This is a genomic window from Clostridium saccharoperbutylacetonicum N1-4(HMT) (assembly GCF_000340885.1).
Taxonomy (GTDB): Bacteria; Bacillota; Clostridia; order Clostridiales; family Clostridiaceae; genus Clostridium; species Clostridium saccharoperbutylacetonicum.
In genome coordinates this window covers 1052907-1068740 of the sequence record NC_020291.1, presented here as the reverse complement: position 1 = coordinate 1068740, position 15834 = coordinate 1052907, and the positions used below count along the sequence as shown (strand labels likewise).

At 30.7% G+C, this 15834-nt stretch carries 11 protein-coding genes; 1 reads left to right on the top strand and 10 read right to left on the bottom strand.

Annotated features, from left to right (window positions below):
* Positions 1-169: 169 nt before the first annotated feature.
* On the bottom strand, positions 170-1195 hold the full coding sequence (locus CSPA_RS04695) for a deoxyguanosinetriphosphate triphosphohydrolase (protein WP_015391059.1): 1026 nt from the start codon (positions 1193-1195) through the stop codon (positions 170-172).
* A gap of 233 nt (positions 1196-1428) precedes the next feature.
* Between CSPA_RS04695 and CSPA_RS04690 the strand changes: the two genes are divergently transcribed.
* Positions 1429-2493, top strand: coding sequence for a CotS family spore coat protein (locus CSPA_RS04690; protein ID WP_015391058.1), 1065 nt, complete (start codon positions 1429-1431; stop codon positions 2491-2493).
* A gap of 86 nt (positions 2494-2579) precedes the next feature.
* Here the strand turns inward: CSPA_RS04690 and CSPA_RS04685 are convergent, their stop codons facing one another.
* From CSPA_RS04685 to CSPA_RS04645, 9 genes are all read right to left on the bottom strand, one after another.
* Entirely contained in the window at positions 2580-3818 is a 1239-nt protein-coding gene (locus CSPA_RS04685) for a GNAT family N-acetyltransferase (RefSeq protein WP_015391057.1), read from the bottom strand.
* Between the two features lie 168 nt (positions 3819-3986).
* Complete coding sequence (locus CSPA_RS04680) at positions 3987-5420, bottom strand: 6-phospho-beta-glucosidase (protein WP_015391056.1); 1434 nt, start codon at positions 5418-5420, stop codon at positions 3987-3989.
* Between the two features lie 22 nt (positions 5421-5442).
* On the bottom strand, positions 5443-7272 hold the full coding sequence (locus tag CSPA_RS04675; RefSeq protein ID WP_015391055.1) for a beta-glucoside-specific PTS transporter subunit IIABC: 1830 nt from the start codon (positions 7270-7272) through the stop codon (positions 5443-5445).
* A 68-nt stretch (positions 7273-7340) separates the two neighbouring features.
* Positions 7341-8183 (bottom strand): BglG family transcription antiterminator LicT, encoded by an 843-nt coding sequence (gene licT, locus CSPA_RS04670; RefSeq protein ID WP_017810807.1) that lies wholly within the window; start codon positions 8181-8183, stop codon positions 7341-7343.
* A 320-nt stretch (positions 8184-8503) separates the two neighbouring features.
* Positions 8504-9787, bottom strand: coding sequence for a glycoside hydrolase family protein (locus tag CSPA_RS04665; protein WP_015391053.1), 1284 nt, complete (start codon positions 9785-9787; stop codon positions 8504-8506).
* A gap of 99 nt (positions 9788-9886) precedes the next feature.
* Positions 9887-11875, bottom strand: coding sequence for a glycoside hydrolase family 127 protein (locus tag CSPA_RS04660; RefSeq protein WP_015391052.1), 1989 nt, complete (start codon positions 11873-11875; stop codon positions 9887-9889).
* Positions 11876-11898: 23 nt separating this feature from the next.
* On the bottom strand, positions 11899-13926 hold the full coding sequence (locus tag CSPA_RS04655) for a glycoside hydrolase family 31 protein (RefSeq protein ID WP_015391051.1): 2028 nt from the start codon (positions 13924-13926) through the stop codon (positions 11899-11901).
* A gap of 129 nt (positions 13927-14055) precedes the next feature.
* On the bottom strand, positions 14056-14901 hold the full coding sequence (locus tag CSPA_RS04650; RefSeq protein WP_015391050.1) for a carbohydrate ABC transporter permease: 846 nt from the start codon (positions 14899-14901) through the stop codon (positions 14056-14058).
* Entirely contained in the window at positions 14901-15809 is a 909-nt protein-coding gene (locus tag CSPA_RS04645) for a carbohydrate ABC transporter permease (RefSeq protein ID WP_015391049.1), read from the bottom strand. Before CSPA_RS04645 ends, CSPA_RS04650 begins: the two co-directional genes overlap by 1 nt.
* Positions 15810-15834 lie beyond the last annotated feature (25 nt).

Genomic DNA, 15834 nt, shown 5'->3' with positions numbered 1-15834 from the left:
TATTCGACACGTTAATGAGTTTCCCTTCTATAATTTAAATAAAATTTAAAATTTATTTTTTTAGTTAACTCATTTAAGTAATATTCATCAAAAAATATTACTATGTATTAATTAATTCGTTTTTAAATAATAAAATCCTTTTTTATTTAAAATGATTTTATTATTTTAATTAATTTATTACTAATTTAGGCACAAATAAATTATTAAATAATGCTAAACAATAATCATCACTCATTCCTGCAACATAATCCGCAACACCTCTCTTAAGGCTTTCTGCTTTAGATATTTTTAAATACATATCTGGCATCTTTTCTGGATTTTTCTCGAAATATTTTATTATTTCATCTAATATAAATTTAGCTTTATTTCTCTCAACCTTTAAGGTATCCCCTAAATATATATTTTTAAACATAAACTTTCTAAGTTCTACCATTGCTTCATTAATTTCTTTACTCATTCCAACTTCTTTTTTACCATTATTTATGTTCTCATTTGAAGTTTTAACAAAATCTTTAATTAGAGTATTTAATCTTTCAGCTGAGTTATTACCTAAAACTCTGACTATTTCTTTTGGAATCTCTTCCTTTGTCAACAAACCTGCCCTTATTGAATCATCAATATCATGATTTAAATATGCCATTTTATCACTAAACTTAACTACCACACCTTCTAAAGTAATTATGTCTTTAACAGTACCAAGACCGCTATGATTTAATATTCCATTAATCACTTCTTTAGTTAAATTGAGGCCTAATCCATTATTTTCAAGCTTTGTAACTACCCTTACACTTTGTTCATTATGCCTAAATCCATTTTCCAAATAATCATTAAGAACTTCTTCTCCATTATGAGCAAATGCAACATGCCCTAAATCATGTCCTAAAGCTATAGCTTCAATTAGATTTTCATTTAACCCAATTCCAACCCCTATAGTTCTTGCAACTTGTGACACTTCTAAAGTATGAGTCAGCCTAGTTCTGTAATGATCTCCAAAAGTTTTTATATATACTTGCGTTTTATGTTTAAGACGCCTAAAAGATTTGCTTTGAATTATTCTATCTCTATCAACCATATAACATGTTCTTATGTCATCTTCTGTTTCTTCTATATTTCTTCCTAAAGTGTTTTTGGAAAATGCTGCTTCTTTAATCAATGTCAAGTTTTCAAAATTCTGAATTTTTTCTCTTACATCCATACATTTTCACCTCACTTTATGTATTCTACCTTTTTCATCATTTCCCTTTAATTTTTAGCCATATTTATTATTTGCAAATAATTAAAAAATAATATCTAAATTAATTAAAAATTTATTTTTAATAACACTCTTTAAGTATATTACTAATATTATTTTAATATTATTTAATAAAACAACTTTTCTTAATAGAAAATTTGTTTTATTAAATATTCACCATATAAAGGAGTGTTTTAATGGGGACTGAAATTTTATCTTTACAAGAATCTAATCTTTCACCTGAAATTATAAAGCAATATGTTTTGCCATACTATAGATTAGAGAACGCCCTTGTGTCAGTAATCAAATTTAAAGATACAGATAAGCAAAGAGCTGTATATAAAGTTCGTTTTAAAGAAAAAAATTATTGTTTAAAAAAAGTTTATTATAATATAAATGATTTACTTTATGTATATTCTGCCATCGAATGGTTATATAGAAACAACATAAGAGTCCCTAAACTTTTACCCACTATTGATAACAATAGATTTGTATCTTATCAAGGTATGCTTTTTATATTGACACCATGGATTGAAGGTGAAAAGTGCAATTTCGATAACATAAATCATGTTTTAATATCTGTCAAAAAACTTTCCACTATTCACTCACTGTCACGTAATTTTCAGCCTATTTTAGGAGGTTCTCAAAGAGAAGGATTTGATGATTTTTACATATCAACCTTAAAGCATTTTCAAGATTTGCTGAAAGCTTCGAATGAAGCATTTAAGTTTAAAGATACCTTTTCGAGATATTTTATTTCAAGTTTTGAAACAAATTTGCGTCTTGCACAAATTTCATTAGATATATCAAATAAAATTGATAATTCCAAGTTAAGTAAGTCTCTATGTCACGGTGATTATGTAAACAAAAATTTAATTTTCCCTCCTGATTCAGACCCGTGGATAATAGATTTTGACAAATGTAAAATGGATTATAGTTCAAAAGACTTGTCATATTTCATGCGTAGATTACTTAAACGTGAAAATACAAAATGGAATGTTGATTTAGCCTTATCAATATTAAAAACTTATAATGAATCTGCTCCATTAAATGAATCAGACTTAAGATATATATTATCTTATGTTTGTTTCCCACAAAAATATTGGAGAATATCAAGGGATTACTATAATAATATAAATAAATGTAATAAATCGGCTTTCTTAACTTTACTTTCAAATACAATTTCAAAATCAGATTCTCAATATGAATTTGCTTTAGAAATAATTAATGCTGTACAAAAAAATTTTAATGCAAATTTATAAAATTGACACTGAAAAACAAAGCTTTTTCAGTGTCCTAATTACTAATTTGTTTATATATAAAATTGTACAACTTACTAATTTTAATGTTAAAAATAATCCGAAAAATATGGTTTTTCTACTGGTATTAATTGTTCAAGAATTCTCAACATATAATATTCTGTTTTTATTCTTCCACACTCATATAGAAATGTAGGGCGCTTATAACCCATTAACATAGTGGTTAAGGTTTGAATATCCATTTCTACCAAATTAGCTGCATATATGTCATCAGTCTTTTCGCAAATTGTTTCTTCCTCCTCCCAGTAAAGCATAAACACTCCATTATTCCATTCAGCAATAGGATCATTTATTTTTAAACTTATTTTTATCTTTTGAGATATCTCTAAGAATGTATATTGTAATATAAATTCTTTTACATTTATAATTCTTGCCATAAAATATGGCTCAATAGTTTCAACTATTTCACTATCTTCAAATAAAAATGCCATTGGTTCTCCTGAGAAATTATTTCCTTTTACTTCGCTTACCATAGAATAATGCGCACTTATATAATTCCAAATTCCATGCCGTGCTTCAGTATTTAAATAAACCATTTCTTTAATATAAAAGGTGTCATTCCTTATATAGTAAATAAGATAACCAAGTGGTTTATGATTTTTAGTATAATAAATAGCTGCAATAATATCATCACTATCCCAACGCCAATATTCATCCCAAGCTAATTTATCCCTAATCATTGCTCCATGGCGCTGCATAGAATAATAATCATGTACATTTAAGAGATCTTCACATTCTAAGTCTACCCTCTCCATCATACCATCTACAGGTCTTTTTTTAGGTAGCTGAGAATCTTTTATTCTAAAAGTTATTTTATCTGAAATAATTTCCCAACCATGTTTTCTATACAGAGGAATTGAGTAAGGATATAAGAATGAAATATATTGCCCCTCTTTCTGCATGTGAAAAATTGCATGTTTTATTAAGGAATGTATTAAGCCTTTACCTGTATACTCTGGATAAGTAGCAACTCCAGTTACTCCTCCCATTTTACAGATATTATCATGAATATTAACTTTCATTGAATATACCACAATCATCGAAGCTAATCTGTCATGATAAAACCACCCAAGCACATATGCATTTTTAAGAATAGGCATCTTTGCATGCATAATTTGATCCTCTGTCCATCCAGTATGCAAAAGTTCATCCATTGTTATCTGAAAAGCATAACGTAAAAGGCCATTAAACTGCTCTAAATCATCTTCAGTTAATTTTCGCATTTTAAAATCACCATATGCTTCAATGAAATTATCCTTATTTTCCATAACTCCTCCATGTTTTATATCAAAAATCAATACCAAATATAAGTATATAATTTATTATACCTTAATACTCACTATTATAGTTTACATTTTATAGAAAAATAAGAGATTAGAACTTAACTTATAATTTTCAAGTTCCAATCTCTTAATTTTTTTATACTAAAAATTTATTTATTCTAACTCATTTCCATTGGTTCCAATAACTTTTTTATACCAATTGAAAGATTTTTTCTTTGTTCTCTTAAGTGTGCCATTTCCATTATCATCTTTATCAATATAAATGAAACCGTATCTTTTCTTCATTTCACCTGTACCAGAACTAACCAAATCAATAGCAGACCACATGGTATATCCAAATAAATCCACATTATTTTCTATAGCTTTATTCATTTCTACAATATGGCTTTTTAAATAACTAATTCTATAATCATCATTAATACATCCATTATCATCTATTTCATCAACCGCACCTAATCCATTTTCTACAATAAATAACGGAATTTTATATCTATCATAAATTTTATTTAATGTATATCGAAGTCCTTTGGGATCAATCTGCCATCCCCATTCACTTGCCTGCAAATATGGATTTTTCACTCCACCCAGTAAATTTCCAAGCGTAGTCTCATGCCCTTCTTCTGTTGTTATACAATTGCTCATATAATAGGAAAATGAATAAAAATCAACGCATCCTTCTTTTAAAATCCTCTCATCATCTTCTTCAAAAGTAATATCAATATTATTCTTTTTAAAATAATCCTCTATATAATATGGATACACACCTCTCACTTGCACATCTGCGCAAAAATTATTGATAATATTATCTAATTCTTGTTGAAGAAGTAAATCTTCTGGTCTGCAAGTTAAAGGATACATAGTAATATGTGCAATCATACAGCCAACTTTAAAATCCGGATTAATTTCATGTGCTACTTTTACAGCCCTTGCACTTGCTAAAAACACATTATGTAGAGCCTGAAAACGTACTTGGATATTATCTAAAGGATTTGCAATCTCCTCATCTTCCTGATGCAATATTCCTAATACCTCCAAGTTTCCCATTGGCATAGTCCCAAAATTAATTTCATTAAATGTAAGCCAATATTTAACTTTATCTTTATAACGTTCAAATACAGTCTTAGCATAGCGCTCAAAAAATATAACAACCTTACGATTTGTAAATCCTTGATATTCCTTTACTAAATTATATGGAATTTCAAAATGACTCAAGGTTACCAAAGGCTCAATTCCATATTTTTTACACTCATCAAATACATCATCATAAAATTGTAAGCCTTCTTCATTTGGCAGAAAATCATCTCCATTTGGAAAAATACGGCTCCAAGCTATTGATAAACGAAAAACTTTAAAGCCCATTTCTGCAAATAATGCAATATCTTCTTTATAATGGTGATAAAACTCCACTGCTTCGTGACTTGGATAATTTACTTCTGAGAGTATCTTAGAAGTAAATTTTCTATTTTTATTAATTGAACCTGCTGTTAAGTGATCACATATACTTTCTTTTTTACCAGCTTCATTCCATGCACCTTCACATTGGTTTGCGGCTACAGCGCCACCCCATAAAAATTCCTTCGGAAACATTTTAATTCCTCCTTCCTCCTAATTATAGTAAGACTATTAAATCTTTGCCTGCATTAATAGAAGAATTGCTATTTACTACTACAATATCTAAATAATCGTTTGTATTTGTTACTAAAATTGGTGTATCCAATGAATACCCTTCCTTTATAATAGCTTCTTTATCAAAAGTAATTAATAAATCACCTTTTTTTATCTTATCCCCTTGTTTTACATGGGTTTCAAAATATTTTCCTTCCAATTGCACTGTATCCATTCCAATATGAATTAATACTTCACACCCCTTATCAGATAGTAACCCAATTGCATGTTTAGTTGGGAACATTGCCATGACTGTTCCATCAAATGGAGATATAACTTTTCCTTCATTTGGTTCTATAGCTACTCCCTTGCCCATGGCTCCGTTTGCAAACGCTGCATCTTTAACTTGGTCTAAAGATTTTAAAGTACCAGTCATTGGAGAAGCAATAACTTCTTTCCCATTTTTATCTTCATCTTTTTTAGTGATTTCCGTTGTAATATTTTCTCTATCTTTAAACTTAATAAACGCTACAACAAATCCAATTACAAATGAAACAGCGGTAACAATTAAACACTTAACTAAACTTGCCCCTGGTTGTTCAGGATCTAATAATGCAGGTATTTCAAAAATCCCCATCCCAGCCATTATATGATATTTAAGTCCAAAGAAAGCAGTCATTCCTCCAGCAATTGCACCACAAATACATGAAAGTATAAATTGTTCTATTCTTGGTAACAAGATTCCATAAATTGCTGGTTCAGTTACACCAAAGAAGCCTGATACCCAAGCTGGTAAAGCAATTTGTTTTAAGGCCTTATCTTTTGTCTTTAACCAAATTGCAAAAACCATACCAGTAGTACTAAAGGTTACAAATGTAGTGAATCCCAAAATTGGGTCAGGAATACCAGCTGCAATATTAGCAACACATAAGAAAACTAAAACAATATGAACTCCAAAAATAATTAATACCTGCCACAATCCACCAACAAAAACTCCGGCCAAGATAGGATTTAATTGGTACACATATAAAACTGTATCAGATACTATTTGTGCAAGCATATTTGCAAATGGACCTATAACAACAAATCCTAATGGAACTGAAATCAATAATACAAGCATTGGAGTAATAAATGTTTTAACCATATCAGGAATTACACGATTAAAAAAAGTTTCTAATGGCTTTGCAATTGCAACAATCAATATAACTGGTAATAGCGTTGAAGTATAATTTGCATTAACCACACGTCCAAATAACTGCATATCCACATTATTGATTGTTGGATAACATAAGGAAGCACCAATAATTAATCCTAAGAAAGGATTCATATTAATTTTCTTTGCAGTATTATATCCAATTACAATTGGTAGAAAATAAAATATAGAATCGCCAATTGCATTTAATAACAAATAAATTCCATCAGTATTAGAATATAATCCAAGATAAGATAGAATAGAGTTCAAACCTTTTAACATACCACATGCACACAATAATGCAATTGATGGCATCATTATACCTGTAATTAAGTCTAAAGCTTTTTCTTTTAAGGTCATTTTCTTTCCTTGAAGTGCAGGTGAAGTTGAAGAAATATTTGCAGCCTTACAAACCTCTTCATATACCTGTGGTACATGATTTCCGATAACAACCTGGTACTGCCCAGCACTATGCATTACAGTAATCACACCATCCATATCTTTCAAAACTTCATCATTTGCAAGACTCTCGTCTTTCAAATTAAATCTCAACCTAGTAACGCAATGTAATAGGCTGATAATGTTGTCCTTTCCACCGACATTTTTAATAATGTCCTTTGCTAATGATTCATACTTTCCCATTTTAATTCCTCCATTTTTCTTTTTTATTTGAAATATGAAGGTATAGCCAACTTAATGTCACCATCCAGTCATAAGACAGCCTTATAAACAATTCTTTCAATGTGAATAGTCAAATATAATTTTTCATCATTAGATATATCATAATCATACTTTGTTTTAATAAACTTACTTATCTTCTCAGCACATTCATATGAATTCACATACTTTGTTTTTACTGTATAAAGCAAGTCATCTTGTGCATCATCAAGATAAGTTTTTCCTTCTAATAGTCTTTGCGCAAAAAATTTCAAGTGAGTAACAAAACGATAATAATATACTGAATCTTCATTAAAATAAATATGAAAATTATATTTTACTATATTGGATATTTCTGATATTATTTCAGTAATTTTCTGCATATCTTCAGCATTTTCACTCAATACTGATTCAACAATATGTATTGCTGTAAATCCAGCCTCATCATCAGGCAGTCTCACTGAAAATCGCTCTTCTATCATATCAAGAGCCTTCAATCCAATTTTATATTCATCTTTGTAGAATCTTTTTATATCCCATAAAATAGCATTTTTTACTGAAATGCCATCTTGGTAACGTTTTACTGCTGCATATAAGTGATCAATTAGAGAAATATAAATCGTATCGTTTAAGGTCTTATTTAAAGCTTTAGCAGCATAGTTTATAATTTCCTCACCCAATTCAACATATTCAGATGGAATATATGTCATCATTTCCTGAAACTTGTTATTAACCTCTGGATCAGATAATATAAATACTTTATCTATCTTGCTTACATCGACTTCTTCTCCACACTTTTTCTTGAATGCAAGCCCACATCCCATAACAATTTTTTCTACACCTTTTTCATCTTTAATTACTACAGCATTATTATTAAAAATTTTATAAATTACCATCATACACCATCCTTTATAGTAATTTTATTTTATCTAATTAAGTATTAAATATAACTATTATACTAGCATACCGATGTTTCACTTTTATATAAAAAAATACCTGCTTATATCTCATTACGAATAATACTCCATAATAACATATAAACAGGTATAGCTTGCTCGTGCAATCACCATCCACTAACTTTATTATAGTATAACAAATAACTTTTGACAATATAAATTTTAGTAAAGATTTATTTAAACAAATAATATTTTAATAATTAAATAAGGTATTGTACTTAAAATCAATCATGAAATTAAGATACAATACCCTATATTTTCTAATTAGTTATATAAACACGATATCCACTAGTATTATTTGTATTTGGAATTGACACATTAATGGTTCCATTCGTAACTGGATAACTCTTTGAAAAAACTAAATTCGTACCACTTACAGGAGTATCTTTACTTTTCCAATCTACTTTTTCTACTTTAACATTTGCAGATGCTCCAATAAAGGATGGAAGTTTATTTATACTTACATTAACAGTTCCATCATTAACTCCACCTAAAAGTATGCTTACATACTTATTACTTGAATCAACACAAGCAAAACCATCTACTCCATTGCTATTATCATTTTGAGGTGTTACATTAACCATACTGCCTGTCATATCACCATACCATTTATAAAACCACCAGCCAGCACCTTTTTGTGTATCAGAGGCCATAAGACTTCCCAATCTACCTGGTGCACCTGTCCACCACCATGAAATGCAAGCAGAATCTACTTTATTACGTTCAAATTTAGCAATAAAAGGTGCTGATGCCCCTGGCTGTCCCTCGGCATTATGATCACTATCACAATATTCATTTATTGAAATTTTCTTTGCTGGTATTCCAAGTGTCTTTTCTAATGAATTCAAATCTTTAATGTCATTAGAAATATTTTTACTTCCACCAAGTTCATGCCAACAAATTACATCTGGAACACAATTATTAGCCTTACAAAAAGTTAGAAAATCATTCATCCTGTTATGATTATAGTAAGAATAAGAAGGTCCTATAATTTGAGCTGTTGAATCTAAGGAACGTATCAATTTATAAGTTTTAAGCCACAAGTCATTAAAGCTTACTGAAGTACTTTTCCAGGTACCATCTGGTTCATTCCATATTTCATATCCATAAAAATCTGAGTATCCAGAAGCTTTCTTTTTATTAATTACATTAGTGACTTTACCAATCCAATCATCCATGTTTGTAAAAGCATACGGCCACTTTGGATATATATCTGCTAGCCTAATCATGACTTTTCCAGTTGTATTAGTAAGCCTTCCAGCCACTGGTATAGCTGCTCCTATTGGTTGCTGATTTTGCGATCCAGCTAAAGCTGGATTTGTGAAAACATTTGGCTTAAGAGGTGCTACAATCTGTGAAATATCACTTGGTTTACTCTCAGTAATTCCATAGAGCGATCCACTTGCGCAATGAGTTACTCCCCTAATTGTAGTTCCACAATCAACGTTTAAAGTACTAGCTGCAAAAACTGGTTTTCCTGGAATTACACCTGCCGTTAAAATAATTGACAAGCTTAATACCATTCCAATAAATTTCTTTTTCATACATTAATTCTCCCCTTCCATTGTTACATTTATATTTTTTTCTCATTATTTAATTTTTCTATTTGCCACCTCCCTTCATCCATAAAGTTTATCTTTTTCTTATAGTTCTCTTACCCACACCGTCATCTCACCAACATTCCGATTTGCCCATGCATAATATGGAATGAATTTTATAGTAGAAGGTATATATTCTTCCTCTGCTTCATATCTATAAAGTTTATTTACCCATTTTTCACTATTTACAAGGCGTTTTCCCTCAGTGTTTATCACTACGATACCACCTAGCAAGTTTGAATCAAAACCTTCTTCAAATGTAGATTCTTTTGGTAAATATATCTCGTGAAGATTAGAACCATTATCTGCTTCCTCTAAACAATAAACTAAAGGACCTCTTTGTATGGCAACTTTTCCTATATCTGCTCTTACTAATGGATTTGCTTTCATTCTTAAAATAGGCATTTTTAGAATAAGTACAATTTCATCAGAAGCTTTCCACTCTCTATTAATCATTGCATATCCATTAAGCGTTCTTTCCTCTATATCTACAACTTGATTATTCACCTTAATTTTAGCCTCTGGACACCAGCTTGGTATTCTTAAAGCCAATGTAAATTTTATTTCTTCCTCAGTAAATACTTTTATTTTTATTTCTTCCTTCCACGGATAATCTGTTTCTTGAATAAGCTTTATCTCATTGTCTGCTAAACTTATAGACGCTTCTCCGCCAATATATAAGTTAGTATATATAGTTTCTTCATTTACAGTATAAATATATTGACCAAGTGACGTTAAAGTTCTTGTTATATTAGGAGGGCAGCATGCACAAGTAAACCATTTTTGTCTTCTTGGTTTAACATGGTGTTTTGTTGGATTTTTTTCGCAAGCTTCTGGATTTACTTCAAGTGGATTTACATAAAAGAAACTCTTGCCATCCTGTGCCATTCCTCCAATTATAGTATTATAAAGAGCGCTCTCCATTACATCTGCATATTCACTTTTTGGCTCAATCATCAACATTCTATGAGCAAAAAAAGCTAAACCAACAGAAGCACAGGTTTCTCCATAAACCATATCATTAGGAAGATCATAATCAAAAGTAAAGGATTCTCCTATGGAAGTTGAACCAATCCCTCCAGTTATGTACATCCTTTTTAAAATAATATTTTTCCAAAGCTTCTTACAAGCTTTGAATAATTCTACATCTCCAGTTTCTGCAGCTACATCAGCCATAGCCATGCACATATATACAACCCTTACAGCATGACCTTCCGCCGATTCCTGTTGTCTAACTGGCAAATGTGTTTGAAAATAGGTTTTTCCCCACTCTCTTTTTACTCCACCTTGCCAAAAATCTTTTCTTCCTCTTTCTTCCCATTGCATATCAAAAAAATCTGGTTCTGCTCCACGTTCATCTAAGAAATATTTGCTTAAATTAAGATACTTCTTATTCCCGGTAACTTTATAAAGCTTAAAAAGTGCTAATTCTACTTCTTCATGTCCATCATAACCATGAATTTTACCTTCTTCTGGACCAAATGTATCACTGATATAATCGGCAAACTTACATGCTATATCTAAAACCTTTCTCTTATTTGTAGCATTATAATAGGCTACTGCGGCTTCAAAAAAGTGACCAGCGCAGTATAATTCATGGCATTCAGCTAAATTCCTCCATCTATTTTCTGGTTCCTTTAAAATAAAATATGTGTTTAAATATCCATCTGGTCTCTGCGCCATTTCCAAAATATCAATAACATCATCAGCATTTTTTTCTAGCTCTGGATCAGGATGAGTTTGAAGACTAAAACCTACTGCTTCAAGCCACTTTGATACATCACTATCTTGAAATACCATCCCATGAAACTCTCCAGTTTCAATTCCTGCAGCTATACGAAAATTTTTTAGTGCATGGCTGGGTTCTGCATCTGGAATCCTATCATTAATAGCCTCCCATTGGTATGGTATAACTACTTCTCTTGCAAGCTTTCTATAGTGTGACCAAAAATTATCCTTTATTTTTACGTTACTTAGTGGAATTTCTTTTGCCACTTTTCTTAGTCCACTACTATTTTCAAATAAATCTTTCATACTTTGTTCCTCCTGCAGTACTGCTATAGAATATCCGCGTCATTTTTAAGAAATACTGGAATAATCTCAAGTGGGGCATCATAATTAATCCATTGTCCTCCAGTTAATATTTGTCCATTATTTACATCCTTCCACTTAGCACCTTCTGGTAGATACACTTTTCTTGATGTGCTACCTTTATAAAGTATTGGTGCCACAAGAATCTCTGGACCAAACATATACTGATCTCCAATATCCCAACAAAGCTTATCATGAGAAAAGTCATAAAATAATGGTCTAATAACTGGAGTTCCTTTTTCATGGGCCTCCTGCATGATTGTAGTAATATAAGGCTTCATTTTTTCACGAATAAACATATATTTTTTAAAAATCTCATATGCTTCTTCTCCATAACTCCATACTTCATTAGCTGCACCACTAGCACATAAACCTCCACCACTAGTTCCAAGAGGTTCAGAGTGCGCTTCACGGTCACCATGTAACCTGAAAACAGGACAGAATACTCCATATTCAAACCAACGGATTATACATTCTCTAAAATCAGGGTCATCTGGATTTCCACCATGGAAGCCTCCTATATCTGTTGTCCACCATGGTATACCTGCTATACCCATATTTAATCCAGCAGCAAATTGATTTCTTAAAGATTCAAAACTCGAATCGATATCTCCAGACCATACAAGAGCACCATAACGTTGGCTTCCTGCCCAAGCACATCGAAGTAAATTAATAATATTCTCTTGCCCTTCTTCTTTCATACCATCAAAGAAAGTCTTTGCATACATTACTGGGTAAATATTACCTATCTGTTCATTTGGTCCCATATAATATCTATAGTTATCAAAATCATAAACAGAATACTCAGGTTCTGCTTCATCAAGCCAGAATATTTTTATACCTTTATCATAATAATTTTTCTTGGCTATTTTCCAAACAAAATCGCGAGAATCTGGATTTGTAGGATCATAGAAAACAGTATCTCCTAAAAAGTCCATAGTAGTTCTAATTCCTCTATCAGTTCTTACTAAATAACCTTTTTCAAGCATCTTATTATAATTTTCACTTGTTTTATCTACTGTTGGCCAGATAGATACCATTAGTTCAATTCCCATAGTCTTAAGTTCTTTAATCATAGCATCAGGATCAGGCCAATATTCTAAATCAAATTTCCATTCTCCTTGCTTTGGCCAATGAAAGAAGTCAATAACTATAACTGAAATAGGAAGTCCTCTTCTTTTATATTCACGAGCCACTTCTAACAGTTCCTCTTGAGTTTGATATCTTAATTTACATTGCCAAAAGCCCATGGCGTAATCTGGCATCATTGGAACTGTTCCTGTAGCTTTTGCATAAGCTTGTTCTATTTCTGCTGGATTATCTCCAGCTGTTATCCAATAATCTAACTGCTTTGTTGAATTAGCTATCCACTCTGTAACGTTCCTTCCAAAAGTAACCTTTCCAATACCAGGGTTATTCCATAATAATCCATAACCTAAATTAGATAATACGAAAGGTACACTAGCTTGTGAATTTCTCTGTGCAAGCTCTAATATACAATTTTTTAAATCTAAATTAGGTTGCTGATATTGTCCCATACCAAATAACTTTTCATTAGGATTTGACTCAAATCTCATGGTCAAGGTATAGTCACCACCAAGGATAGGCTTAAATTCGCGTGCATCAATATTTAACGCGCTACAAAACGTCTTTATATTATTTCTATTTCTTACGTATTCCTCTAAAAGAATATCACCTTTTTGATTATAAAAAGTAAGCTTTCCACCTGCATCAATCTCAGCTCTAATTTTTCCATTTTGTATGCATGCTTCATTACCATCAACCTTAATTTTAACGTCATTACTACTCTTTTGTGGCAATAAAGCCCACTCATTATCTATAAGTTCCGCCTGGTTTATACTGCGTATACGAAAGCTGTTTTCCCCCCAAGGTTCAATATATAGTTTTTCAGAATCATACTGACGAATTAATTTATTTCCTTCTACTTTAAAAAAGCTATCATTATCAAAATTAAGCTTATTTTCAGAATCCATGTTTTTCACTCCAATCTTAATCAAATTTGAATCTTTGCATTGGATACTTTATGAAATTACACTTTATGACTTTAATTTAAAATTACATTAATCCAAACTTTTATTCTAACGGTTACGCAACTACACTAACTATCCCTTAACAGCACCATTAGTTAATCCACCAATTATATATTTTTGAAGGAATATAAATATTAAAACAACAGGTAAAACCAAAAGTACTCCATAAGCCATTATGGCATTCCATTGTATTCCATACTTACCCATAAAATTATATATACTAGCTGTCATTGTCCTCTTTTCAGGACTAGTCAAAAATGTAAGAGAGTAAGCTAAATCTCCCCAAGCATATAGAAAAGAAAAGGCTCCAGTCATTATTAATCCAGGGTAAGATATTGGAAGCATTATTTTAGTAAAAGCAGTAAAGGTATTACAGCCATCTATTTTAGCTGAATCTTCAAGTTCCTTTGGTAATGCTAGAAAATAGGTTCTCAGAATAAGTACTACAAACGGCACAGATATAGTTGCATCTGATAGTATAGGCGCCCAAATATTATCTAACAAATGTAAATTCTTATACACTAAAAACATTGGTGTTAATATCAATGCAACTGGAAGCATTTGTGTAGTTAAAAATATTATAATAAATAGCTTTTTTCCTCTCATTCTAAACCTTGCTAACCCATATGCTGCCGGGATAGCCAGTACACATGACAAAACCATTGAAGTAAAAGCAACTTTACAGCTATTTAAAAAAGCAACTAAAATATTATTTTTATCAGTAAATTGTGATGTGTAGCTCTCTAAAGTAAATTCTTTAGGTATGAAAGTTGGAGGTGATGCAAAAATTTCAGCGTTAGTTTTAAATGAACTTACTATAATCCAATAAATTGGGAAAAGCATAATACATCCTATTAAAATTGATACGCAACACAATATTATATTCTTCTGTTTATCTTTAAGCACTATATTCTTCATTATCCCATCACCTCATCTTCCTTTATTAATGAAAGATATCCTAAACTTACACAGAATAAAATTGCAAATAATATATTAGCAACAGTAGCACCCTTGCTGAATGAAAATTGTGTGAACGATAATTTATATGCAAAGGTAGACATTAACTCAGTACTATTTACTGGCCCACCATTGGTCATAACAAATACTAAATCAAATACCTTAAAAGTATATATAAAACCAAGAACTAAAACAGATAAAATTGCTGGTTTTAATGATGGCAATGTTACTTTAAAGAATCTTTGAAAAACATTAGCTCCATCAACTTTAGCAGCTTCATATAATGAGTAAGGAATATTACTTAACCCTGTTGTTAATAAAAGCATATTAAAAGGAATTCCAACCCACGAATTAGTCAATATAACCGAAAACATAGATGTTTTACTATCTATTATCCATCCAATGGGTGCTGAAATTAAATGAGCTTTCATTAACAACTCATTTATTATTCCGCCACTAGTACTGTACATAAATTTAAATAATAGCGCAGTTACTGTCATTGGTATAAGATAACTTACTACCATAAGTCCTCTGAGGGGTTCAGCTATTTTAAACTTCATATTAAAAAGTAAAGCTAAGCCTAATCCTATAATGAATTGTATTGATATACTTCCTAATGTGAAAACTAAGGTATTCCAAATACTGATTGTTAGTGTAGGATCCTGAAATACTTCAATATAATTTTTAAATCCAACAAAAGGTTTAATTGGCTGACTAAAGGTTGTAACATTTACATCTCTAAAACTTAATATAAAATTATAAATAATTGGGTACCCAACAAAAGCTAACATAAATATTAATGCTGGTAACACAAATAAATATCCTTTTCTTTCTTCTCTAATAAATTCACTACTGTATTTACTTTTCAAAACTGTTCCACCTACCTTGCTTCAA

Coding starts and splice junctions, on each gene's coding strand:
- CSPA_RS04660 (WP_015391052.1), bottom strand. CDS start 11,875: ATGAAAGATTTATTTGAAAATAGTAGTGGACTAAGAAAAGTGGCAAAA.
- CSPA_RS04655 (WP_015391051.1), bottom strand. CDS start 13,926: ATGGATTCTGAAAATAAGCTTAATTTTGATAATGATAGCTTTTTTAAA.
- CSPA_RS04690 (WP_015391058.1), top strand. CDS start 1,429: ATGGGGACTGAAATTTTATCTTTACAAGAATCTAATCTTTCACCTGAA.
- licT (WP_017810807.1), bottom strand. CDS start 8,183: ATGGTAATTTATAAAATTTTTAATAATAATGCTGTAGTAATTAAAGAT.
- CSPA_RS04665 (WP_015391053.1), bottom strand. CDS start 9,787: ATGAAAAAGAAATTTATTGGAATGGTATTAAGCTTGTCAATTATTTTA.
- CSPA_RS04675 (WP_015391055.1), bottom strand. CDS start 7,272: ATGGGAAAGTATGAATCATTAGCAAAGGACATTATTAAAAATGTCGGT.
- CSPA_RS04685 (WP_015391057.1), bottom strand. CDS start 3,818: ATGGAAAATAAGGATAATTTCATTGAAGCATATGGTGATTTTAAAATG.
- CSPA_RS04680 (WP_015391056.1), bottom strand. CDS start 5,420: ATGTTTCCGAAGGAATTTTTATGGGGTGGCGCTGTAGCCGCAAACCAA.
- CSPA_RS04650 (WP_015391050.1), bottom strand. CDS start 14,901: ATGAAGAATATAGTGCTTAAAGATAAACAGAAGAATATAATATTGTGT.
- CSPA_RS04695 (WP_015391059.1), bottom strand. CDS start 1,195: ATGGATGTAAGAGAAAAAATTCAGAATTTTGAAAACTTGACATTGATT.